The sequence below is a fragment of the Novosphingobium sp. BL-A-41-Hi4B-X5A genome, from assembly GCF_055521705.1.
In genome coordinates this window covers 3,074,419-3,094,618 of the sequence record NZ_CM145500.1, presented here as the reverse complement: position 1 = coordinate 3,094,618, position 20,200 = coordinate 3,074,419, and the positions used below count along the sequence as shown (strand labels likewise).

The 20,200-nt window shown below is 64.3% G+C and carries 27 protein-coding genes; 6 read left to right on the top strand and 21 right to left on the bottom strand.

The features are described 5' to 3' along the window. Window positions 1-27: 27 nt before the first annotated feature. Together ACZ1JY_RS15170 and astD are read left to right on the top strand one after the other, a co-directional pair. A complete protein-coding gene (locus ACZ1JY_RS15170; protein ID WP_465129848.1) occupies window positions 28-1,434 on the top strand; it encodes a protein adenylyltransferase SelO in 1,407 nt (468 codons plus the stop codon). 127 nt (window positions 1,435-1,561) lie between these two features. Next, a complete protein-coding gene (gene astD / locus ACZ1JY_RS15165; protein WP_465129847.1) occupies window positions 1,562-2,977 on the top strand; it encodes a succinylglutamate-semialdehyde dehydrogenase in 1,416 nt (471 codons plus the stop codon). Between the two features lie 3 nt (window positions 2,978-2,980). On the opposite strand, the gene ACZ1JY_RS15160 is transcribed toward astD, so the two are convergent. Then, window positions 2,981-3,199 carry a hypothetical protein gene (locus ACZ1JY_RS15160; protein ID WP_465129846.1) on the bottom strand — a complete coding sequence of 73 codons (219 nt, stop codon included), beginning with the start codon at window positions 3,197-3,199 and terminating at the stop codon, window positions 2,981-2,983. A gap of 117 nt (window positions 3,200-3,316) precedes the next feature. After that, complete coding sequence (locus ACZ1JY_RS15155; protein ID WP_465129845.1) at window positions 3,317-3,793, bottom strand: glycine zipper 2TM domain-containing protein; 477 nt, start codon at window positions 3,791-3,793, stop codon at window positions 3,317-3,319. A 205-nt stretch (window positions 3,794-3,998) separates the two neighbouring features. On the opposite strand from ACZ1JY_RS15155, the gene rarD reads away from it, so the two are divergent. Continuing rightward, entirely contained in the window at window positions 3,999-4,886 is an 888-nt protein-coding gene (gene rarD, locus ACZ1JY_RS15150; RefSeq protein ID WP_465129844.1) for an EamA family transporter RarD, read from the top strand. Window positions 4,887-4,889: 3 nt separating this feature from the next. Here the strand turns inward: rarD and pyrC are convergent, their stop codons facing one another. Beyond that, window positions 4,890-5,939: a dihydroorotase gene (pyrC, locus tag ACZ1JY_RS15145; protein ID WP_465129843.1), complete on the bottom strand. Its 1,050-nt coding sequence runs from the start codon at window positions 5,937-5,939 to the stop codon at window positions 4,890-4,892. Between the two features lie 39 nt (window positions 5,940-5,978). Here pyrC and ygfZ point away from each other — a divergent pair, with 39 nt between their 5' ends. Further along, complete coding sequence (gene ygfZ / locus ACZ1JY_RS15140; RefSeq protein WP_465129842.1) at window positions 5,979-6,713, top strand: CAF17-like 4Fe-4S cluster assembly/insertion protein YgfZ; 735 nt, start codon at window positions 5,979-5,981, stop codon at window positions 6,711-6,713. Here the strand turns inward: ygfZ and ACZ1JY_RS15135 are convergent. Next, window positions 6,697-7,284 carry a TetR/AcrR family transcriptional regulator gene (locus tag ACZ1JY_RS15135; protein ID WP_118072234.1) on the bottom strand — a complete coding sequence of 196 codons (588 nt, stop codon included), beginning with the start codon at window positions 7,282-7,284 and terminating at the stop codon, window positions 6,697-6,699. The two genes, ygfZ and ACZ1JY_RS15135, sit on opposite strands and share 17 nt — an antisense overlap. A 37-nt stretch (window positions 7,285-7,321) precedes the next feature. Here ACZ1JY_RS15135 and ACZ1JY_RS15130 point away from each other — a divergent pair, with 37 nt between their 5' ends. After that, window positions 7,322-8,206: a metal-dependent hydrolase gene (locus ACZ1JY_RS15130; protein WP_465130929.1), complete on the top strand. Its 885-nt coding sequence runs from the start codon at window positions 7,322-7,324 to the stop codon at window positions 8,204-8,206. A gap of 42 nt (window positions 8,207-8,248) precedes the next feature. Here ACZ1JY_RS15130 and ACZ1JY_RS15125 read toward each other — a convergent pair whose 3' ends face one another. The 3 genes from ACZ1JY_RS15125 to rplU form a co-directional block, all read right to left on the bottom strand. Then, entirely contained in the window at window positions 8,249-8,818 is a 570-nt protein-coding gene (locus ACZ1JY_RS15125) for a GNAT family N-acetyltransferase (protein ID WP_465129841.1), read from the bottom strand. Between the two features lie 234 nt (window positions 8,819-9,052). Then, on the bottom strand, window positions 9,053-9,322 hold the full coding sequence (gene rpmA, locus ACZ1JY_RS15120) for a 50S ribosomal protein L27 (protein WP_084279130.1): 270 nt from the start codon (window positions 9,320-9,322) through the stop codon (window positions 9,053-9,055). Between the two features lie 28 nt (window positions 9,323-9,350). After that, complete coding sequence (rplU, locus tag ACZ1JY_RS15115; protein WP_011444588.1) at window positions 9,351-9,647, bottom strand: 50S ribosomal protein L21; 297 nt, start codon at window positions 9,645-9,647, stop codon at window positions 9,351-9,353. 269 nt (window positions 9,648-9,916) lie between these two features. Here rplU and ACZ1JY_RS15110 point away from each other — a divergent pair, with 269 nt between their 5' ends. Continuing rightward, entirely contained in the window at window positions 9,917-10,474 is a 558-nt protein-coding gene (locus ACZ1JY_RS15110; RefSeq protein ID WP_465129840.1) for a hypothetical protein, read from the top strand. Window positions 10,475-10,527: 53 nt separating this feature from the next. Here the strand turns inward: ACZ1JY_RS15110 and ACZ1JY_RS15105 are convergent, their stop codons facing one another. From ACZ1JY_RS15105 to ACZ1JY_RS15040, 14 genes are all read right to left on the bottom strand, one after another. Further along, a complete protein-coding gene (locus ACZ1JY_RS15105) occupies window positions 10,528-10,950 on the bottom strand; it encodes a hypothetical protein (RefSeq protein WP_118072236.1) in 423 nt (140 codons plus the stop codon). Between the two features lie 77 nt (window positions 10,951-11,027). Further along, window positions 11,028-11,474: a molybdenum cofactor biosynthesis protein MoaE gene (locus ACZ1JY_RS15100; RefSeq protein WP_465129839.1), complete on the bottom strand. Its 447-nt coding sequence runs from the start codon at window positions 11,472-11,474 to the stop codon at window positions 11,028-11,030. Further along, window positions 11,467-11,703 carry a MoaD/ThiS family protein gene (locus ACZ1JY_RS15095; RefSeq protein WP_118072238.1) on the bottom strand — a complete coding sequence of 79 codons (237 nt, stop codon included), beginning with the start codon at window positions 11,701-11,703 and terminating at the stop codon, window positions 11,467-11,469. The genes ACZ1JY_RS15100 and ACZ1JY_RS15095 overlap by 8 nt, the downstream gene beginning before the upstream one ends. A 3-nt stretch (window positions 11,704-11,706) precedes the next feature. Beyond that, window positions 11,707-12,711: a GTP 3',8-cyclase MoaA gene (moaA, locus tag ACZ1JY_RS15090; protein WP_118072239.1), complete on the bottom strand. Its 1,005-nt coding sequence runs from the start codon at window positions 12,709-12,711 to the stop codon at window positions 11,707-11,709. Continuing rightward, window positions 12,708-13,469 carry an SDR family oxidoreductase gene (locus ACZ1JY_RS15085; RefSeq protein ID WP_118072240.1) on the bottom strand — a complete coding sequence of 254 codons (762 nt, stop codon included), beginning with the start codon at window positions 13,467-13,469 and terminating at the stop codon, window positions 12,708-12,710. Before ACZ1JY_RS15085 ends, moaA begins: the two co-directional genes overlap by 4 nt. Continuing rightward, a complete protein-coding gene (locus tag ACZ1JY_RS15080; protein ID WP_039332665.1) occupies window positions 13,466-13,840 on the bottom strand; it encodes a dihydroneopterin aldolase in 375 nt (124 codons plus the stop codon). The genes ACZ1JY_RS15085 and ACZ1JY_RS15080 overlap by 4 nt, the downstream gene beginning before the upstream one ends. Before the next feature lie 53 nt (window positions 13,841-13,893). Then, window positions 13,894-14,778 (bottom strand): class I SAM-dependent methyltransferase, encoded by an 885-nt coding sequence (locus ACZ1JY_RS15075; protein WP_465129838.1) that lies wholly within the window; start codon window positions 14,776-14,778, stop codon window positions 13,894-13,896. Then, on the bottom strand, window positions 14,771-16,177 hold the full coding sequence (thrC, locus tag ACZ1JY_RS15070) for a threonine synthase (protein ID WP_465129837.1): 1,407 nt from the start codon (window positions 16,175-16,177) through the stop codon (window positions 14,771-14,773). The genes ACZ1JY_RS15075 and thrC overlap by 8 nt, the downstream gene beginning before the upstream one ends. A 371-nt stretch (window positions 16,178-16,548) precedes the next feature. After that, window positions 16,549-17,139, bottom strand: a complete 591-nt coding sequence (locus ACZ1JY_RS15065; RefSeq protein ID WP_465129836.1) for an SURF1 family cytochrome oxidase biogenesis protein — start codon at window positions 17,137-17,139, stop codon at window positions 16,549-16,551. Continuing rightward, window positions 17,139-17,522 (bottom strand): DUF983 domain-containing protein, encoded by a 384-nt coding sequence (locus tag ACZ1JY_RS15060; RefSeq protein ID WP_465129835.1) that lies wholly within the window; start codon window positions 17,520-17,522, stop codon window positions 17,139-17,141. The genes ACZ1JY_RS15065 and ACZ1JY_RS15060 overlap by 1 nt, the downstream gene beginning before the upstream one ends. Beyond that, the gene (locus ACZ1JY_RS15055) at window positions 17,522-18,343 is read right to left on the bottom strand and encodes a cytochrome c oxidase subunit 3 (RefSeq protein WP_168902807.1); all 822 of its coding nucleotides are present in this window, start codon (window positions 18,341-18,343) and stop codon (window positions 17,522-17,524) included. Before ACZ1JY_RS15055 ends, ACZ1JY_RS15060 begins: the two co-directional genes overlap by 1 nt. An 81-nt stretch (window positions 18,344-18,424) precedes the next feature. After that, the gene (locus ACZ1JY_RS15050; protein ID WP_118072247.1) at window positions 18,425-19,066 is read right to left on the bottom strand and encodes a cytochrome c oxidase assembly protein; all 642 of its coding nucleotides are present in this window, start codon (window positions 19,064-19,066) and stop codon (window positions 18,425-18,427) included. Between the two features lies 1 nt (window position 19,067). Continuing rightward, on the bottom strand, window positions 19,068-19,232 hold the full coding sequence (locus tag ACZ1JY_RS15045) for a hypothetical protein (RefSeq protein ID WP_162895853.1): 165 nt from the start codon (window positions 19,230-19,232) through the stop codon (window positions 19,068-19,070). After that, window positions 19,232-20,158 carry a heme o synthase gene (locus ACZ1JY_RS15040; protein WP_168902808.1) on the bottom strand — a complete coding sequence of 309 codons (927 nt, stop codon included), beginning with the start codon at window positions 20,156-20,158 and terminating at the stop codon, window positions 19,232-19,234. Before ACZ1JY_RS15040 ends, ACZ1JY_RS15045 begins: the two co-directional genes overlap by 1 nt. Between the last annotated feature and the right edge of the window lie 42 nt (window positions 20,159-20,200).

Below are 20,200 nucleotides of genomic sequence, written 5' to 3'. Positions count from 1 at the left end.
AGGCCTGGTCATGCCCACTATTGCCGGATGCAGGCGCTCCCGCAAGACGCGATCTATCGCCCCTCACCCCGCATCATGGCTTTGGCCGACTGGATCGGCGATCCGGTGAAGGCGGCGGACTTTCCCGAAACCCGCCTGCGCTGGCGCAATGACGGGGCGGCGGCCGAGATCGGGCTGGCCGGGCTGAGCGACGAGGAATGGGTGGAGCATTTCGGGCGGTTCACGCCGCTGGATGGCAACATGCCGGGACCGCTGGCGCTGCGCTATCACGGGCACCAGTTCCGCGTTTACAACCCCGACCTTGGCGACGGGCGCGGCTTTACCTTTGCGCAGATGCTCGATGGCGATGGGCGGCAGATGGACCTTGGCACCAAGGGGTCAGGGCAGACGCCGTGGAGCCGTGCGGGCGATGGACGGCTGACGCTGAAGGGCGCAGTGCGCGAGATTCTGGCGACCGAAATGCTCGAGGCGCTGGGCGTGAACACCAGCCGCACGCTTTCGGTGATCGAGACCGGCGAATCGCTTTATCGCGGAGACGAGCCCTCGCCCACGCGGTCGGCAGTGCTGGTGCGGCTGAGCCATGGGCACATCCGCATCGGCACGTTCCAGCGGCTGGCGGCGCTGGAGCTCGAAGACGAGATGGCGCAACTTGTGACCTATTGTCTGGCGAACTTTCCAGGCGGGCACGGGGATGCGCCCCATCCGGCGGTACGCTTCTTCAACCAGGTCATCGAGCGCATGGCGGACATGGCGGCAAGCTACATGGTGGCGGGCTTCGTCCATGGCGTGCTCAATTCCGACAACATGAACGTGACCGGCGAGAGCTTTGACTATGGGCCGTGGCGCTGGTTGCCGAAATGGGAGCCGGGCTTTACCGCGGCCTACTTCGATCATCAGGGGCTCTATGCCTATGGCCGCCAGCCCGAGGCAATTCACTGGAATTGCGGGCAGTTGGCGGTAGCTTTGCGGACATTGGTGGAAGCGCCGCCGCTGATCGAAGCGCTCAACCGCTATCCCGAGCTGTACAGCCAAGCCATGACCCGGCGGTGGCTGTGGCGGCTCGGCGTGGAACAGCGCGGGCTGGAGGAAGATACGGCGCTGATCGGGGCCTGCGAGAAGGTGATGGCAGTTCAGGGACTTGGGCCGGACGCCTTCTTCTTCGCCCATCGCGGCGGGCGCGGACCATTCGGAGCGAGCGACGAGGAGCAGGCGCTGAAGGCGGCTCTGGCGCCTTATGTCGCAACCGCCAGTAGCCATCCGTACTGGTCCGATGCAGCGCCGCAGTCCATGCTGATCGATGAAGTCGAGGCGATCTGGGCTCCGATTGCCGGGCAGGACGACTGGACCAGCCTGTTCGCCAAAGTGGATGCCGTGCGGCGCATGGGCGAGGCAATGGGCGCAAGGCCGGAACCTGCGGGCCATTTGACCGGGTGAATTCCGAAACGCGGGGGTGGTCCCGCCCCTGAATTTTGTTTAATCGGTAACCAACGCCGCGTTACGGTACGTCCGGGATCAGGACCCATCGTTCGCGCAAGAACCGAAAAGAAGAGCAGGCAAATCCGTGGCAGCTGCCGAAATCGTCTCATTTGAACCAGCAACCGGCGCCGAAGTGTGGCGCGGCAAGATCGGCGATGTCGAAGAAGTCGTCGCGCGCGCACGCAGGGCGTGGCCGGCATGGGCAGCGCAGCCGCTGGCCACCCGCATCGAGCTGGTGCGCCGCTTCGCCAACGAAGTGCGCAGGGACGCCGACAAGCTGGCGACGATGATCTCGCGCGAGACGGGCAAGCCCTTGTGGGAAGCGCGCACCGAGGTTGAGAGCGTCGTCAACAAGGTCGAGATCTCGATCCGTGCCTATGCCGACCGCACGTCGCAGCGCAAGCTGGACAGCGCGCTGCAGGGCACCGCGGCGCTGCGGCACAAGCCGCATGGCGTGCTGGCGGTGCTGGGCCCCTACAACTTCCCAGCACACCTGCCCAACGGCCACATCGTGCCGGCGCTGATTGCGGGCAATGCCGTGGTGTTCAAGCCTTCGGAGAAGACCCCGGCGACGGGTGAACTGCTGGCGCAGTGCTTCCACCGGGCCGGTATTTCGGCGGCTGTGGTGCAGGTGCTGATCGGCGGTCCGGCCGAGGGGCAGGCGCTGGTCGCCCATGACGGGATCGACGGCGTGCTGTTCACCGGCTCTGCCCACGCCGGCATCGCGATCAACCGCAAGCTGGCCTCCAACCCCGGCAAGATCGTGGCGCTGGAGATGGGCGGCAACAACCCGATCGTGGTGTGGGATACGCCCAAGATCGAAGATACCGCGACGCTGATCGTGCAATCGGCATTCACCAGCGCCGGGCAGCGCTGCACGGCCGGGCGGCGCCTGATCGTCAAGTCCTCGATGTACGACGAGGTGGTGAGCCAGGTGAAGCATCTGGCCGACCGGATCATCGTCGGCGCGCCGTTTGACGAGCCGGCGCCATTCATGGGCCCGGTGATCGACAACCGCACGGCGGACGGGCTGACCGAGAGCTTCGTCTACCTGCTGTCGTCCGGCGGTCGGCCGATCAAGCACTTGGTCCGGCTGCAAGAGGGTCTGCCTTTTCTGAGCCCGGCGATCATCGACGTGACAGGTATGGCGGAGCGGCCTGACGTGGAACTGTTCGGCCCGCTGCTGCAGGTGGTGAAGGTCGACGATTTCGACGAGGCGATTGCCGAGGCGAACAACACACGGTTCGGTCTCTCGGCCTCGCTGATCGGCGGCAGTCCCCAGGATTACAACCGCTTCTGGGCCAATATCCGGGCGGGCGTGGTCAACTGGAACCGACCGACCAACGGGGCGTCGTCTGCCGCGCCGTTCGGCGGCGTCGGACTTTCGGGCAATCACCGGCCGAGCGCCTATTACGCGGCGGACTATTGCGCCTATCCGGTCGCCTCGAGCGAGATGGACCAGCCACGCGCGAGCATCGGCGTGGGTCTGCGCAGCGAGTAGATTTCAGCTTTGCGGATCGGGGAGCGGCAGGGCCGGATCGATCGGGCCACCGGGCACGATTGCGAGATTGCGCATGTTCTGCTGGCTGAGGTCGGGATCGACCATCAGTTGCCCTTCGAGCGCCTCGGTCATCACAGGGTCGAGCGGCGTCTTGTCCTGCTCGACCGGCGCAGAACCGCAGGCCGTGAGAATGAGTGTCAGAACGAGGCCAAGGCTGCGCATGGCGTTGAATTAGCGCGGCCTGGTTAAGAAAAAGGGAGCGCCCCACATCTGCGGAGCGCTCCCTTGCCGACCTTTCAGTGCGACCCGAAGGACGGTCAATTCCTCAGAAGGCCTGGCTTAGCGGCAGCGCGAGCCACCTCGGTCAACCTCGCGGCCGAGCAGGGCGCCACCGGCGGCACCGAGGATCGCGCCGAGAGTGCGGTCGCCATAGTCACCGGCAACTTCACGGCCGAGCAGGGCGCCGGCTGCACCACCGATCAGGAGACCGGTCGTGCCGTTCGAACGGCGGCAGTAGTAGCGGCCGTCATTGCCGCGCCAGACGCGAGTGTTGCGATAGACAGGGTCACCGTAATAGCGACGGTCGTTGCTGCGGTAATAGTCGCGGTCGTAACCACGACCATAGTAGCGATCGCCGCGCCAGTCACGGTCGCGACGGCCATGTTCCCAGCTCTCGCCATTCCAGCCTTCATTCCACTGGGCGGCAACAGCGGTGCTCGCCTGAGTCTGCGGAAGAACTGCAGCGCTTGCCGGAACGGCAGCAGCGACGGTTGAAGCGGCAACCAGAGCCAGGGCGGTATTCTTCAGGTTGAACATGATCGTTCTCCTCACTTCGTTGAGGACCCGCACCGTTTGGAGTCTGGTCCTGTTGCTTCGTTGGTTAAGGTTTACGCCCGCCAACCTGAACGGAAAGCAACCAGAGCGTCAGATTTGAATTTTGCGGTGAAGCGATTGCAGTTGCCGATGAAACGACGGCCAAGCCGGGGTTGGCCCAGTCAAACATTGCTGGCAGGGACGCTGCATGAACGAATCCAGCACCTTGCGCCGGGGACTCACAGCAGCGCTGGCCGCTTATGTGATGTGGGGCTTGCTCCCGCTCTATTTTCGAGCGCTTCACGCGGTGCCGCCGTTGGAACTGGTGGGGTGGCGCGTGTTGTTCACGGTGCCGGTGTGCTTCGTGATCATCAGCTTTCGCAAGCAGTGGCCTGATGTCAGGGCGGCGCTGACCAGCGGCCATGTTCTGGGCCTGCTGGTGCTGAGCGCGCTGCTGATCGGATCGAACTGGTTGATCTTTGTGATCGCCATCAACAACGGACACGTTCTGGCGACGAGCCTTGGCTATTACATAAATCCGCTGATCAACGTGGTGCTCGGCACGGTCTTCCTCGGCGAGCGGCTGTCGCGGGTGCAGTGGGCGGCAGTGGCGCTGGCAGGTGCGGGCATTGCCCTGCTGCTCGGCGGTGCGCTGGATACGCTGGCGGTTGCGCTGTCGCTGGCATTCACGTTTGCGTTCTACGGCTTCGTGCGAAAGAAGGCGCCGGTCGGCGCCGTGCCGGGGCTCACCATCGAAACGATGCTGCTGGTGCTGCCGGCGTTGGTCATCGTCTGGTTGGGCGCCATCTCGCCAGCCGGTTCAGCGCTGTTGATGGGCGGGCAGGAGACGCCGCTCTTGATCGCCTCGGGCGTGGCAACGGCGATTCCGTTGCTGCTCTTCGCCGTGGCAGCGCGCAGCCTGCCGCTCTCGACGCTGGGCTTCGTCCAGTTCCTGTCACCGACGCTCAGCTTCATCCTCGGGCTGACGGTGTTCGGCGAATCGCTCGACACCACAAGGCTCGCCTGCTTCGCGCTGATCTGGTCGGCGATCGGGCTCTACAGTTGGGACATGCTGAAGCGGGCCCGTCAGCCCTGAAGTTCAGGCCAGCCGCCATCCCAGGGTTTCGCCCGCGTGGAACGGCACGATCAGCGTACCGTTGCAATCGAGCACTTCGGGGACTTCGACCGGGGCCTTTTCAAGCGTGATCGTGCTTTCGTTGGCGGGCATGCGATAGAACGCCGGACCGTTGAGCGAGGCGAAGGCCTCGAAACGGTCGAGCGCGCCTTCCTCGTCGAAAACAGTGACGTAGCTTTCGAGCGCGTAAGGCGCATTGAAGATGCCGGCACAGCCGCAGGCGGTTTCCTTGAGGTGCTTTGCGTGGGGCGCAGTGTCAGTGCCAAGGAACACGCGGTCACAACTGGACGTCGCCAATTTGCGCAGGGCGAGACGGTGCTTCTCGCGCTTGGCAACCGGCAGGCAGAACGCGTGGGGGCGGATGCCGCCGACGAGCATGGCGTTGCGGTTGATATGAAGGTGCTGCGGCGTGATCGTGGCGGCGACATTCGGCCCTGCCCCTTCGACGAACTGCGCAGCCTCTTCGGTGGTGATGTGTTCGAACACGATCCGCAGATTGGGCATGTCGGCGACCAGGCGCGTCAGCGTGCGTTCGATGAACACGGCTTCGCGATCGAATATGTCGACGTGGCTGTCGGTGACTTCGCCGTGAATCAGCAGCGGCATGCCGATGCGCTGCATGACTTCCAGCACCGGGTAGATATTGCGAATGTCGGTTACGCCATGGGCCGATCCGGTGGTGGCGTGCGCGGGGTAAAGCTTGGCGGCGACAAACACGCCCTCAGCAAAGCCGCGTTCGACTTCAGCGGTGTCGGTCGAATCGGTGAGGTACAGCGTCATCAGCGGGGTGAAATCGCTGCCCGCCGGGAGCGCGGCGAGGATACGGTCGCGATAGGCGGCGACGCCGGCCACATCGGTCATCGGCGGGGAAAGGTTCGGCATGACGATGGCGCGGGCGAACTGACGCGCGGTATAGGGTGCGACGCCGACGAGCACGTCCCTGTCACGCAGGTGGGTGTGCCAATCGTCGGGGCGGCGGATTGTCAGAGTCGTCGTCGGTGTTGTCGTAGCCATGGGGTTCCCCTTAGCCGGGGCGCATCCTATCTACCAGTCATGACCCGCTTGTTTGAACGTGCTCTCATCCGCCTTTTTCCGCTTGAGCCCGGCGAGGATGTTGCGGGATTCCTGCAGGGGCTTGTCACCAATGACGTGAAGGGCGCGCTGCCGGTGTGGACCGCGCTGCTGAGCCCGCAAGGCAAGGTGCTGTTCGACTTTCTCGTTTGGCCCGATGGTCTGGACGGCCTGCTGATCGATTGCGAGGCGGCCAGTGCCGATGCGCTGGCCAAGCGGCTGACGCTGTACCGGCTGCGGCGCAAGATCGGGATCGAGCGGACCGATTCGCTCGGCGTGTTCTGGGAAGATCATCCCGGCGATGGTGGCGCGGATGACCCCCGTCTGCGCGCGCTGGGTCAGCGGTGGATCGGGCCGATGTCCGAGGCTGACGAAGCGGCAGACGACGCGTGGCGCGCGCACCGGCTCAAGCTGGGCGTGGCCGAGGGGCAGGCCGAGCTGGGCAACGGCGAAGTGCTTTGGCTGGAGTGCAACGCGGTGGACCTCAATGGTGTGAGCTTCACCAAGGGTTGTTATGTGGGCCAGGAGAACACCGCGCGGATGAACTGGCGACAGAAGGTCAACCGCCGTCTGGTGGTGGTGCCGCTCGACCAGTCAGACACCGGGCGGCAGCGCGCGGCCTATCCGGAACTGGGCCTTGCCGTGGATCATCGGCGGGTGGAGGACATTCCAGCCGATCTGACGCCCGGCTGGATGGACCTTAATCCGCCTGAGTAGCCTGCTGCGCCGCGATTCCCTCGATCAACATCTGTTCGGCGCGATCGCGGGCGGCGGTGCGCGGCAGTTCCAGACCCTTGGCCAGCGGGCCGCCCATCAGGGCATCGCCCAGAGCCATGAGCGTCAGCGCCAGTGTGGTGCTGCGCTGCGCGTCCGAGCTGTATTCCTCAAGATCGACGACGAGATCGTGAATGGTTTCCACGATGGGGTCGAGCGCGTCTTCGTTGCCGGAGAGCAGCATCCACGAGGCCAACGCTCCGGCGCCTTCACGGTCAAAGGCATCGAAGGTGAGGTCCACGACGTCGCGCGGCTTGCCGATGCCCGATCGGCTGGCGATCACCGCTTCGCGGATAGTCGCGCAGATCGTCTCGGCAAGGTGCTTGGCCAAGGCCTTCTGAAGGCCGGATGCGGAGCCGAAGTGATGCAGCAGGTTGGCGTGCGTGCGACCGATTCGCCCGGCGACAGCCTTGAGCGTGACAGCCTGTGGCCCCGCCTCCACCAGCAACGCACGCGCAGCTTCAAGCGCGGCCATGCGGCTTTCTTCGGGCGGAAGACGCTTCCTTATTGACATTGGTGTAAGCACGCCTAGATTACGGCTCATGACTGCCATGACCCCCACGATCGCCCTAGAGCGCACTACTGCGAACGGCAAGGCTGCGCCCACCCCTCCGGACCTGACGATCACGATACGCGACCGTCGCTTTGGCCGCAATGAGCCTGCGGGCCGCTGGTGGCTGGCTGGCGATCCCGTGGCGACGGCATGGCACAACGCGCTGTCGGGTACGTTCCCTCGTGGCGAGGCCTTCTTCATCGAAGCCGTGAAGGCTCATCGCGAAGGTGTGCCGCCGAAGCTCGAGGCCGAGATCCGGGCTTTCGTAAAGCAGGAAATCAATCACACGCGCGAGCATATCGCGTTCAACCGCCAGGCCGAGAACGCCGGTTACGACATGGCGCGGATCGACAAGCGCGTGGAGGAACTGCTGGCGCTGACCAAGGACCGCCCGGTCATCCTCAATCTGGCGGCGACTATGGCGCTGGAGCATTACACCGCCATGATGGCGCACGAATTTCTTGCCAATCCAGCGCACTTTGCCGGCGCTGAGCAGGAAGCGGCGGACATGTGGCGCTGGCACGCGATCGAGGAGATCGAGCACAAGGGCGTCGCCTATGACACCTGGCTTCATGCGACGCGAAGCTGGAGCCGTTGGAAGCGCTGGAAGGTCAAGAGCCTGATGATGGTGGTGGTGACCAAGAACTTCATCACCCACCGCGTCGAGGACACGCTGGATCTGCTGGCGCAGGACGGTCTGACCGGCGCGAAGTGGAAGTGGAAGCTGGCGGCTTACCTGTTGTGGAAGCCGGGCGTGATTCGCCGTATCTTCCCGGCGTGGCTGAGCTACTTCCTGCCGGGCTTCCACCCGTGGCAGCACGACGACCGCGCGCTGATCGGCAAGGCGGACAGCGAGTTTCCGGATGCGGTGATGCCGCGCTGAAGATCGAAGGGCTCCCCGTGGGGAGCCCTTTTTCGTTCCGGGTCAGGCGGCGCGTCGCATCGGCTCGAAGCCACCGTCTTCCGGGCCATCGCAATCGACCGGGGCGACCAGATCGATGATGTGGTGAACCGTGGGCGCAGGCTGGGTGCGCGCCGGGCTATGGCCGAGACGAATCTCGCCGGTCGGCCGGAAGCCGGCTTTCTCCAGCACTCTTGCCGACGCCGGGTTGTCGGCAAAGTGGCGGGCGTTGACGCGGTGATGGCCGAGCGTGCGCGCGAGGGAGAGGACGCTGCGCACCGCTTCGGTGGCAAAGCCCCGACCCCAGTGTGCCTGCGCAACCCAGTATCCGAGCTCGGTCTCGCCCGATTCCTCGATCAGGCCGACGCAACCGATCAGGCGCGAACCGTGTGCGCCGGGAAGCGTTGCAAGGAAGTGCGGGTGATTGCCGCCCTGCGGAGCCGCGACGAAACGCTTGGCGTCGTCGGGGCCATAGGGCCATGGCGCGCGCGAGAGATTGCGGACGACGGCCTCGTCATCGATCAGGGCATGGAGCTCGGCCCAGTCCTCCGGCCAGGCAGGCCGCAGGAACAGCCGTTCGCTGCGAATGAACATTTCAAGTCTCCTTCATCGGCCCCTCTGCCGACGCGCAGCTAAAACGCTGACGTGACAAAGGTATTGCGCCCTGCGCCGGATCGGAGCTCCAATGCGTCCGATTGCGAGGGAACGGTTTGCGTCCGAGGGAGACATGAAAAGAGGGAGATGGGCGGGGCCCTCTCCCTCTATCGGCCAGCTGCGAAGTGCTGGCGGGGCCACCCCATCGGGATGGCCCTTTGAATGACCATCCGGTTATTCAGCCGCTTCGGCCATAATGTCGACCGACACGTACTTGCGACCAAGCTTGCCAGCGTGGAAGCGTACGCGGCCTTCGCCGAGCGCGAACAGCGTGTGATCCTTGCCCATGCCGACGTTGGCGCCCGGGTACACGCGGGTACCGCGCTGGCGGATGATGATGTTGCCGCCGACCACTTCCTGGCCGCCGAACTTCTTCACGCCGAGGCGACGACCGGCTGAGTCGCGACCATTGCGCGAAGAGCCGCCTGCTTTCTTGTGTGCCATCTCAGATTACTCCGAATTCCGTTTACGCTCAGGCGACCGAGACGATGCGCAGCAGGGTCATCTGCTGGCGGTGACCGTTGCGGCGGCGATAGTTGTGGCGACGGCGCTTCTTGAACACGATCACCTTCTCCGACTTCGCCTGGGCGATGATCTCTGCCGAAACAGTGACCTTCGCGGCGTCAGCCAGCGAATCGCCTTCACCGGCGAGAAGCACTTCACCCAGCGTGATCTTGTCGCCGGCTTCGCCTGCCAGCTTCTCGACCGCGATCTTGTCTCCGGCGGCGACCCGATACTGCTTGCCGCCCGTGCGCACGATTGCGAACATCGTTCTGTGTATCCGTTCCAAAAGCCCGGTTGCCCGTGGCGATTCCAAATGAGGCGCCCAACGCCTGCGAATCGCTGACTGAGGGCAACATACCGATACCCCGCTGCTGCAGGGTCCCGGAAAGAGTGGCGCGGATAGTCAAACACGTGCCCGCTGTCAATGCCCGCAATCAATGGAGCCTGACAGCTTCGCGCCCAAAATCCGGCCACTTGGCGCGCAGTCGCCAAGCAAGGCTGGCGAGCGCACGTGTCCATGCTATGGCGACGTTCATGGCCCGCCACAAGACCTTGATCGCCCCCCGCACTGCAGCCCCGCGTACTGCCGTTATTGCCGCGCTTGGCGCTGCAACGCTCCTGGGCGGATGCGCCGATCGCGACAAGTTTCCCTCGCTCGCCCGCAGACCCGCGGAGGACGCCTATCGCACTGCGCAGGCTACGCCGCCTGCTCCGCCCGCTCCGGCTATCATGTCCGAAGGCATGGCCAAGCGGCTGGCGGACCTGACAGCGCAAGCGCGCAACGCACATTCCGCATTCGAGGGTGGCCGGGCGTCGGCCACTCGCGCTGTCAGCGCGGCACGCGGCGCAGCGAAGGGCACAGAGAACTGGTCGGTGGCATCGCTGGCAGTGGCGCAGCTGGAATCGGCGCGGGCACGGGCGGGACTGCCGCTTGCCGATCTTGACCGGCTGGAGACAGAGGCAGGCAACCGGGCGGTGGACGGGTCCGACGCGGACCTCAAGGCCGTGCGCGAGGCGCGCGGCGAGGTGGAGGCGCTGGTGGCGAGCGAAACTGCAGTGATCGATTCGCTGCTTTCGCAACTCGCCGGATAGAAAAAGGGCGCCGCGCAGAGGCGCAGCGCCCTTCGGGGGGGGAGTCGTTATTTTCAGCGGACGGTCGCGACAATCACGGCGATGACCAGACCCCACACCGCGATCAACACTGGCAGGATGAGCACCTGCGCCATGGCCGAGCCAGCATCGAGCTTGCCCGAAAGGGTCTGGATGCCTTTGCGGCGGAAATCGTACCAGCCAAGCGCGTCCGGGTGCCGGTCCGCGCCGAGTTTGGTCCAAGCTGCGGGGATGCCGAAAGCACAGCCGATGAACAGCACGAAGATCGTCATCGGGATGGCGAGTTCACCGTTGCCGAAGATCGAGGCCATCATCGTAATGAATGCGAGATAGCCGGCGGCCGAGACGGCATAGAGCCCGCCGGGCAGGCCGAAGTTGCGATCGACGGTGGTATGGTGCGGCTGCGCGACGATGTCGGCGACATGCTCGATCCGGTCTGCGGCGATGTGCATGCTCATGGACTGGGCTCCTTTTGCTGGAGCCTTCATGCGCCCGTCGCGACCGCTATTCCTTGACGGGAATCAAATGGCGCTGGTCAAATGCGCCAACGGGAAATGTCTTCGTGGTCCTCCGGGCGGGGTTCGACCCAGCGCCAGCCCGAAGCTGTCTTTTCGCGTTTCCAGAACCACGATTCGCTCTTGAGGTGGTCCATGGCAAAGTCGGCCGCCGCGAAAGCGTCGCGGCGATGACGGGCGGCGGCACAGACGAGGACGATGGCATCGCCGGGATGCATCACGCCGCTGCGGTGAAGGATCAGCAGGCCTTCGACAGGCCAACGTCTTTCGGTTACGCGGGCCAGCTCTTCCATTCCGGGGAAAGTCATCGGCTCGTAGTGCTGGAGTTCGAGCGCCTCGACGCCACCCGAATCGCGGACCTGGCCGAGAAAGGTGACAATGCCGCCCGCGTTTGGGTGCTGCGCATTGAACGCCGCGATCTCGGCAGCCGGGTCGAACGCCTCCAGCGAGAGGCGAACGTCAGCCACCGCTCACCGGCGGGAGGAAGGCGAGTTCGTCACCTTGGCCAAGGACAACGCCGCCGACATCGGTGAGGAGACGACCATTGAGCGCCATGCGGATTTTCTCGCCCAGCAACTGGACGGCGAGTGCAGGGTCAAGCCTGGCAAGGACCTGTTCGACAGGACCTGGCTCAACCGGCAGCTCCGCCGCACCGGCCACGTCTTCGAGCCGCCCCATGAACACCAGCTTTGCCATGGCTCAGCCGCCGGTCGTGGACATGTGACGCGACACTGCAGGCGCGCTGCCCGGCTTGTCGATCACGAAGGAATGACGTTCCTGCTTTTCACCCATGGCGCGGGCGAAGCATTCGGACAGCGCACCGTCGGGGTCATCGGAGCGCAGCGCGGCGCGCAGGTCCACGCGCCCTTCGCCGCCGAGGCACATGTAGAGCTGGCCGGTGGCGGTAACCCGAACCCGGTTGCACCCGGCGCAGAAGTTTCCGGTCAGAGGCGTGATGAAGCCCAAGCGGCCGCCGGTTTCGGCAATGTCGACATAGCGGGCGGGACCGCCTGAACGCGCATCGCTGTCAGTCAGGGTCCAGCGCTTCTCCAGATCGCGGCGAACGGCATCGAGCGGAAGATAGTGATCGAAGCGATCGCCCTCGACCTCACCCAGCGGCATGACTTCGATCAGGGTCATGTCGTGCCCGGCACTGTGCGCCCATTCGATCAACGAGGAAATCTCGGCCTCGTTGATGTCCTTGAGCGCGACGGCGTTGATCTTGACCTTGAGCCCGGCCTCCTTTGCGGCGGCGATGCCTTCGAGCACCTGCGGCAGCATGTCGCGGCGGGAGAGCCTGGCAAATGCCTCACGATCCAGCGTGTCGAGCGAGACGTTGATGCGCTTTACGCCGGCAGCGGCGAGCTCGTCGGCGTATTCCGTCAGCCGGGTGCCGTTTGTGGTAAGGGTGAGTTCGTCAAGTCCGTCACCGAGCTTGCGGCCCAGCGCGCGAACCAGTTCCATCATGTCGCGGCGGACCAGCGGCTCGCCCCCGGTCAGCCGAATCTTGCGGACGCCGCGGGCGATGAAGTGGAGCGAGAGACGGTGCAGCTCTTCGAGGCTGAGGACTTGGGCCTTGGGCAGGAACTCCATGCGCTCGGGCATGCAGTAGGCGCAGCGCAGATCACAGCGGTCAGTCACCGAAAGGCGAAGGTAGGTGATCCGGCGGGCGAACCGATCAATCAAAGGCGCTTGGCTGCTCACTTCTCGAGATATACGAAGTCGCGCGCGTAAGATTCAAGGGCCGCGCCGGCATCGACGAACAAAGTCTGTCCGGTGACCGATTTGGCACTGGCCAGGTAGTGCACGGCATCGGCGATTTCATCAGCGCCGGGCAGCCGCTTCAAGGGCATGATGTCCTCGAGCCGCCGCCATTGTTCGGCATCGTAATCCGCGGTCGGCAGAATCAGGCCCGGCGCAACGCCGTTGACTCGCACCTTGGGCGCCATGGCGCGGGCCATGGTCCGGACCGAGGCGTGGAGCGCCTGCTTTGACAGTGTGTAGCTGATCTGGTCCGGCACGGGATTGAGCACGCGCTGGTCAAGAATGTTGACCACCGAACCATCCCGCTCACCCAAGGCCTCGGCAAAGGCGCGGGTCAGCAGAAGAGGGGCGAACAGGTTCACCCGGAAATGCTGTTCAAGCGCTTCGGAGGTGATCGTCTCCGCGCGATCATCGTGGAACAGCGAAGCGCAGTTGACCAGAAGGTCCGGTGAGCGACCGGCAAGCGCGGTGACATCGGCCAAGAGGCTGGGCGGATAGGCCGGATCTTCGAGGTCCCCCGAAATGGGGTGGACCGCAGCACCAAGCCATTCAAGCTGGGCTTTGAACTCATTGTCAAACGTGGAAGGCCGGTGGGCGTGGAGCGCCAGATCCCAGCCCTCGCCCGCGAGCTTGCGGGCAATCGCGCCGCCGATCCGGCGCCATCCGCCGGTGACAAGCGCGAGGGGGCGCTGGCTCAAGCCTTGCGCTCGCGCTTCAGCGTGATCCCGATTTCCTCGCCGTTCTCGCTGATCGCCAGCTTCACAATCTTCACTTCCACCCACTGAACCCGGTCATCCTGCAACATCAGCGTTTCGATGATGTGGTCTGCCACGGCTTCGATCAGCTTGAAATGCACCCCCTTGGGCAAGCCATCGGTGGCCGCGAACTTGAGGTCCATGTAGTTCTTGCTGGCGGCAAGCGGGCAATCGGCAGTGTAGCGATCCTGATGCCTGAGCCCGACGCGCATGGTGATGCGCAGCGGCTGCGGGCGACCCGTCTCTTCCGAATAGATCCCGGTGAGGACATCGGTTTCGAGATTGGCGACTTCGAGGATCAGGCTATCGGACATGGGTGGGCTCTTTGGCACCGGCGTGGATGTGAGTCCATTGCGCCGGGTGGGATTCAGGTTTTCCAGCGGGCGAATATAGCCGTGGGCAAGTGCCGCCCGCCTTCGCCCTGTTCGCGGATGCACAGGTCGCCGTGCTCGATCGTCCCGGGCAGGTCCTTGAGCGCTTCGGCCAGCAGACCGGCGATGGCGAGGGAAGACATGCGCACGGCGTAGACAGTCAGAAACAAGAAGCGGCTGTCGGCGTCGAGCAGTTGCGCGCAGTCGCGGACGAGGCCGGGAAGGCTCTCCTCGAGCCGCCAGACTTCGCCATCAGGGCCACGGCCGAACTTGGGTGGATCAAGGATGATGCCATCGTAGCGGCGACCGCGGCGGACTTCGCGGGCAGTGAACTTGGCAGCGTCGTCAATGATCCAGCGGACCGGGCGTTCGGCCATGCCTGACAATTGTGCATTGGCGCGGGCCTGGGCGACAGACTTCTTCGAGGCGTCGACGTGAGTGACCGGACCGTAATCGGACAGCGCCAGCGTGCCGACGCCGGTGTAGCCGAAAAGGTTCAAAGTCTGCGCGTCAGGCTTGCCGGCAAGACGCTCGCCCATCCAGTCCCACACCGGGGCCATGTCCGGGAAGAAGCCGAGATGGCGGAACGGCGTGCAGGTGGCAGTGAAGCGGACGTCGTTCCAGCCGAGCTCCCAGCCCTCGCGCGGGACCGGGCGGTCAAACTGCCAGCGGCCGCCGCCGTCCTCGTCGGAGCCGGGGACGAACTCGGCGTCGGCGCGCCAGTCCGAAGTGCGCGGCGTCCACATCGCCTGCGGTTCAGGACGGATGAAGCGGTGCGGGCCATATTGCTCCAGCTTCCGACCGTGGCCGGAATCGAGTAGGGCGAAGTCCGCCCAGCCCTCGCCGACCATCAGCTTCGGCTGGAGATCGAGATCAGCCATGCTTGAGCGTCGCGCGCTCGGCGACGTAGGCAGCGACAGCGTCATACTCGCCGGGCAGGCGATCATAGCGCTCCTCACGCTCGAACAGGTCACCCACGCGAGAAGGCAGGCCGGGACGAACGCCGGTGGCACGCTCTACCGCGTCGACGAATTTGGCCGGGTGCGCTGTGGCGAGCGTGACGATGGGGACGCCGGCGGGGATTCCCTCGGCAACGCGGGCGGCGTGGAGGCCGATCGCGGTGTGCGGGTCCAGCACCTCGCCGCAAGCCTCATAGGCCCAGCGCATGGCGTTGGCCATCTGCCCGGCGTCGGCGCGCTCGGAGGTGAACAGCTCGGCCGCCGATTCGCGCTGCGCGTTGGTCAGCTGCATCGCCTTGGTCGCTTCAAAATGCTTCATCTGACCGGCGAGCGCGGCGCCGTCGCGACCGCAGCCGTCGAACAGCAGGCGTTCGAAGTTCGACGAGACCTGGATGTCCATCGACGGGGCAGCGGTGGGGGTAACGGTGCTGGCGGAATAGTCGCCTTTCGACAGCGCACGGTGGAGGATGTCGTTGACGTTGGTGGCAACGATCAGGCGTTCGATCGGCAGGCCCATCTTCGCCGCAACATAGCCAGCAAACACGTCGCCGAAGTTGCCGGTCGGAACCGAGAACGCGACCTTGCGCTGCGGCGCGCCAAGCTGGAGCGCTGCGTAGAAGTAGTAGACCACCTGCGCCATCAGCCGCGCCCAGTTGATCGAGTTCACGGCGGCGATGCCGAAGCGGCTGGTCATCGCGGCATCGTTGAACATGCGCTTCACCATCGCTTGCGCGTCGTCGAAGCTGCCGTCGATGGCGATGTTGTGGACGTTGGGGGCGATGACCGTGGTCATCTGGCGACGCTGTACATCGGACACGCGGCCATACGGGTGGAGCATGAAGATGTCGACCTTGGCGCGACCTGCCACCGCGTCAATGGCGGCAGAGCCGGTATCGCCCGAGGTGGCGCCAACAATGGTGATGTGCTCGTCACCGCGGGCGAGGAATTCCTCGAACAGCAGGCCGAGGAGTTGCAGCGCGACGTCCTTGAACGCCAGCGTGGGGCCGTGGAACAGTTCGAGCACCCACTGCGTCTCGTCGAGCTGCTTCAATGGCACGACGGCAGCGTGGGCGAAGCGACCATAGGCCTGCTCGCACAGTTGGAGCAGGCGCTCCGGCGTCAGGCAATCGCCGACAAAGGGCTGCATGATGGTCTGCGCCAGCTTGGCATAGGGCAGCCCGGCCATGGCGGCGATCTCGTCCGCGCTGAACTGCGGCCAGGTTTCGGGCACGTAGAGCCCGCCATCCGAAGCGAGGCCTGCGAGCGTGACGCCCTGAAAATCGAGCGAGGGTGCCTGCCCCCGGGTGCTGACGTACTTCATGGGTTTGCGCGGTTAGCGGCCAAGGGCGCAAAGGGCAAGGATTCTGGACCAGGAGCGTTCATACCCAACACCGTTCGTGTCGAGCGAAGTCGAGACACCTGCGCGCGACACTGTCTCGACTTCGGGCTCTGCGCCCGAAGTTTACCCCGAGCCTGTCGTGGGGCTCGACACGAACGGCGATGTATGCCCCCTCCCCCTCGATGGGGGGAGGGATACGGAGACTTGGGCGCGAAGCGTCCTAGTCGCAGTTGGGTGGGGGTGAAGCGCCACACGCAGCGCCGCAAGCCGCCCCCATCCAGCCTGCGCTAGCGAGCAGGCTCGCAAGCTTCGGCATCCTTCCCCCATCGAGGGGGAAGGACAGTCAACGCTAGTCAGCGCTCCCGCCACCGCTTGCGCAGGGCGAGCGCGTAGATCACCAACGCCCCGCCTGCGAAGAAGAACCACTGGACAGCGTAAGCGAGGTGGTTGTTGGGAATGTCATTCGGGTCGGGCTTTGCGTTGGCCTGCAAGCCAGCGAGCGGTGGATCAGCGATTACGCGATGCACAGGTCCTTTGCCTGGGACCTCCCATCCGGAAACCAAGCCCCCTTCCCATGAAACCGTCGCAGGTCGGTCCGACCAACCAAGAACTACGTCAGCCTGCGAATCACCTTTCATTTTGTAGGGAAAGCTGCAGCGAACCTGATGAGCCCAACCGGCTTCTCCACGGGCATTGCGCCCTGAGATTGGAGTGTCTGGTCCGACATTATTACAGTTGAGGCGGACAAGGTGATAGAACTCCGGTCCGTCGACCATGAGGTCGTTGGCATAGTCTGCGACATACGTCGATGAAATGGCCTGTCGGTACGCCAGCAGCGTCGCTTCCTTCTGATACAGCCGTTCAAGCTGCCAGAAACCCAGCCAGATCATTACGCCCACCGCGATCAGGACGATAATCGTTGAAACGATCGGCACGCGCCGCATCACAGCAAACCTTCCTTCTCGAGTCGCGCCATCAGCACGGTCGCCTTGGCATAGCGCAGGGCAGCGGTCACGACGGTGGGCACAATGGCGCCCCACAACGCAATCAACGCCCAGACCGGCAGCCGCACCACGTCATCCAGCTTCAAGGCCGCCAGCACCAGCAGGATCGTCACCGGAAGAACGACGAGGTACATTCCCCGCCCGCGCGGCTCGTGGCGTTCGAATTCCAGCCCGCACGAAGCGCATCGCTCGGCCAAGGCCCCCAGCCCTGCCCACAGCCCTTTTGCACCACAACGCGGGCACAAACCGAAAAGGGCAGCCTGGGTGATCCCCGGCTGCCCCTTCGTGCTGCGATCGCCCTTGCGGCCATCGCCAGACGGCATCAGTGGATCTTGTAGCCCCAGCCGCCCCACACGTAGATGGCGACGAACAGGAACAGCCACACCACGTCAACGAAGTGCCAGTACCATGCGGCAGCTTCGAAACCGAAGTGCTGACGCGGCGTGAAGTGGCCCTTGTAGGCGCGGACCAGGCAAACGATCAGGAAGATCGTGCCGACGATCACGTGGAAGCCGTGGAAGCCGGTGGCCATGTAGAAGGCCGAACCGTAGGTGTTGGTGCCGAAGGCGAATGGCGCGTGGGCATACTCGTATGCCTGGATCATCGAGAACACGACGCCGAGGATGATCGTTGCCCACAGCCCCTTCTTGAGGCCGTCACGGTCACCGTGGATCAGGGCATGGTGCGCCCAAGTCAGCGTGGTGCCCGAGCAGAGCAGGATCAGGGTGTTGAGCAGCGGCAGGTCGAACGGATCCATGACCGCTTCGATCGCCTTGGGAGGCCACTGCCCACCGACGACTTCAGCAAGCGTCGAAGGGAACAGCGAGAAGTCGAAGAAGGCCCAGAACCAGCCGACGAAGAACATCACTTCCGAAGCGATGAACAGGATCATGCCGTAGCGCTGGTGGAGCTGCACGACCGGGGTATGGTCACCGGCGTGTGCTTCCTTGATGATCTTGCCGAACCACGAGAAGAACGTGACGATCACGCCCAAGAGCCCTGCGAAAAAGATGGCGTGGCCGCCAGCCATCTTGTGCATGTAGAACACGCCGCCGGTCGTCATGGTCAGCGCCGAAATAGCAGCGATGAAGGGCCACACGTCGGGCGGCAGAATGTGATAATCGTGGTTCTTTGCGCCGGCCATGATCGTCGAAATCCCCCAGTCAAATCTGGTCGTAATGGCAGGCCCGAAGCAGAACACTCCGGGCGCAGTTCAGTTGCGCCTTTATCGCCGTGCTTGCGCGCGGTCCAGAGGCTTTTCTGCCAATGAGGCAAGAGGCTTTGTCCCGGCAGAATTGCCGGCCTGCGCCGCACTTTCGGGCGTCTCGTTGAACGTATAGCTCAACGTGATCTCCTCGATGTTGCTGGCGCCGGGATCGTCGAGAATCGCCGGATCCACATAGTAGATGACCGGCATGCGTACGTCCTGACCCGGCATGAGCTTCTGCTCGGTGAAGCAGAAGCACTGGATCTTGTTGAAATACTTGCCGGCCTGCTCGGGCGAGACGTTGAAGATTGCGGTCCCGGTAATCGGGCGATCCGAGAGATTCCGGGCCTCGAACGTCGCGATCTTGCGCTCGCCGATGCGCAGATCCTGCGTCACCTGCTGCGGCTTGAACATCCACGGCATGCCCGGCGCGGTGTTGGCATCGAAGCGGACGCGGATCATCTTGGCGGCGACCTTCACGCCGGCCAATTTCTCCGAATCCGCCCGCTGCGTGGTGCCACCGTAACCGGTGACCTGACAGAACAGCCGGTAAAGCGGAACCGACGCATAGCCGAGCCCGAGCATTGCCAGGGCAGCACCAGCAGCCATCAGGCCGACATTACGGTTCTTGCGCGGGTCGGGAACGACTGCGCCAGCCATGTCAGTGGTTCACTTGTGCAGCGATCTTCACGATCGAAATCGCGAAGAACAGCACGGCGAGCGATCCGAGAACGATGCCGAGCACCTTGTTTCGGCTGCGCTGGCGCGCGCGATAGAGCGCGGTCTCTTCCTTGCCGAGGTGCGTATTCTGCTTGGGGTCGTTCATCATTGCCAGCCTTGCACTGTGGCAAGCCGGTCCCCCGCCAGCATGCCGAAAAGGACGAAAAGGTAGAGGACCGAATAGGCGAACAGCCGCTTCTCGGGCTTCATCTTGTCATCAGGCCCCGACTCGCGCAGCCCGACCTTGATCGAAAGCGCAACGAAGATAAGGCCAAGGACGAGCGCCGAAACTCCATAAACCCAGCCTGTTCCACCGATCCACCACGGCGCGAGCGTGACCGGCAGGAGAAGCAGGGCATAGATCAGTATCTGACGACGGGTCGACTTCTCGCCTGCGACGACCGGCATCATCGGGATGCCGACCTTCGCGTAATCGATCTGCACAAACAGGGCGAGTGCCCAGAAGTGCGGCGGAGTCCACATGAAGATGATCAGGAACAGCAGCACCGGCATCAGCGTGATGTTGCCGGTCACCGCCACCCAACCGATCAGCGGCGGGAAGGCCCCTGCCCCGCCACCGATCACGATGTTCTGCGGCGTGCGCGGCTTGAGCCAGACGGTGTAGATCCAGGCGTAGTAGAAGATCGAGAAGGCAAGGATCGCGGCCGCAAGCCAGTTCACGCCCAGCCCCATGATCACGACGGACCCGCCCGACAGCGCAAAGCCGAAATCACGCGCCGAGGTCGGGTCCATGCGGCCCGACGGCAGCGGGCGCTTCGACGTGCGCTTCATGCCTGCGTCGATATCGGCTTCCCACCACATGTTGAGCGCCGCGGCGCCGCCAGCACCGACAGCAATGCACAGGATTGCAGTGAAGGCGAGGATCGGATGGATCTCGCCGGGCGCTGCGAGGAGGCCGCACAGGCCGCTGAAGATGACCAGCGTCATCACGCGCGGCTTGGTCAGCGCGAAGAAATCGCGCCACTCCGCGGGCAGGGCTACGGTCGAGCCGAGGGGTGTTGCAGAATCCATGATTGGCCGCGCCTATACGCGCACCTGACGTTCATGGAAAGC

Excerpts from the sequence above, each read along its gene's own strand:
- ACZ1JY_RS15110 (WP_465129840.1), top strand. The coding sequence starts at position 9,917 with ATGGCCCGCCACAAGACCTTGATCGCCCCCCGCACTGCAGCCCCGCGT.
- ACZ1JY_RS15065 (WP_465129836.1), bottom strand. The coding sequence starts at position 17,139 with ATGCGGCGCGTGCCGATCGTTTCAACGATTATCGTCCTGATCGCGGTG.
- ACZ1JY_RS15160 (WP_465129846.1), bottom strand. The coding sequence starts at position 3,199 with ATGCGCAGCCTTGGCCTCGTTCTGACACTCATTCTCACGGCCTGCGGT.
- ygfZ (WP_465129842.1), top strand. The coding sequence starts at position 5,979 with ATGACCCGCTTGTTTGAACGTGCTCTCATCCGCCTTTTTCCGCTTGAG.
- ACZ1JY_RS15105 (WP_118072236.1), bottom strand. The coding sequence starts at position 10,950 with ATGAGCATGCACATCGCCGCAGACCGGATCGAGCATGTCGCCGACATC.
- ACZ1JY_RS15055 (WP_168902807.1), bottom strand. The coding sequence starts at position 18,343 with ATGGCCGGCGCAAAGAACCACGATTATCACATTCTGCCGCCCGACGTG.
- ACZ1JY_RS15045 (WP_162895853.1), bottom strand. The coding sequence starts at position 19,232 with ATGAACGACCCCAAGCAGAATACGCACCTCGGCAAGGAAGAGACCGCG.
- ACZ1JY_RS15135 (WP_118072234.1), bottom strand. The coding sequence starts at position 7,284 with ATGTCAATAAGGAAGCGTCTTCCGCCCGAAGAAAGCCGCATGGCCGCG.
- ACZ1JY_RS15170 (WP_465129848.1), top strand. The coding sequence starts at position 28 with ATGCAGGCGCTCCCGCAAGACGCGATCTATCGCCCCTCACCCCGCATC.
- rpmA (WP_084279130.1), bottom strand. The coding sequence starts at position 9,322 with ATGGCACACAAGAAAGCAGGCGGCTCTTCGCGCAATGGTCGCGACTCA.
- ACZ1JY_RS15050 (WP_118072247.1), bottom strand. The coding sequence starts at position 19,066 with ATGGCTGGCGCAGTCGTTCCCGACCCGCGCAAGAACCGTAATGTCGGC.
- ACZ1JY_RS15095 (WP_118072238.1), bottom strand. The coding sequence starts at position 11,703 with ATGGCAAAGCTGGTGTTCATGGGGCGGCTCGAAGACGTGGCCGGTGCG.
- ACZ1JY_RS15060 (WP_465129835.1), bottom strand. The coding sequence starts at position 17,522 with ATGCCGTCTGGCGATGGCCGCAAGGGCGATCGCAGCACGAAGGGGCAG.
- thrC (WP_465129837.1), bottom strand. The coding sequence starts at position 16,177 with ATGAAGTACGTCAGCACCCGGGGGCAGGCACCCTCGCTCGATTTTCAG.
- rarD (WP_465129844.1), top strand. The coding sequence starts at position 3,999 with ATGAACGAATCCAGCACCTTGCGCCGGGGACTCACAGCAGCGCTGGCC.
- ACZ1JY_RS15125 (WP_465129841.1), bottom strand. The coding sequence starts at position 8,818 with ATGTTCATTCGCAGCGAACGGCTGTTCCTGCGGCCTGCCTGGCCGGAG.
- ACZ1JY_RS15155 (WP_465129845.1), bottom strand. The coding sequence starts at position 3,793 with ATGTTCAACCTGAAGAATACCGCCCTGGCTCTGGTTGCCGCTTCAACC.
- ACZ1JY_RS15080 (WP_039332665.1), bottom strand. The coding sequence starts at position 13,840 with ATGTCCGATAGCCTGATCCTCGAAGTCGCCAATCTCGAAACCGATGTC.
- pyrC (WP_465129843.1), bottom strand. The coding sequence starts at position 5,939 with ATGGCTACGACAACACCGACGACGACTCTGACAATCCGCCGCCCCGAC.
- ACZ1JY_RS15075 (WP_465129838.1), bottom strand. The coding sequence starts at position 14,778 with ATGGCTGATCTCGATCTCCAGCCGAAGCTGATGGTCGGCGAGGGCTGG.
- ACZ1JY_RS15040 (WP_168902808.1), bottom strand. The coding sequence starts at position 20,158 with ATGGATTCTGCAACACCCCTCGGCTCGACCGTAGCCCTGCCCGCGGAG.
- rplU (WP_011444588.1), bottom strand. The coding sequence starts at position 9,647 with ATGTTCGCAATCGTGCGCACGGGCGGCAAGCAGTATCGGGTCGCCGCC.
- ACZ1JY_RS15130 (WP_465130929.1), top strand. The coding sequence starts at position 7,322 with ATGACCCCCACGATCGCCCTAGAGCGCACTACTGCGAACGGCAAGGCT.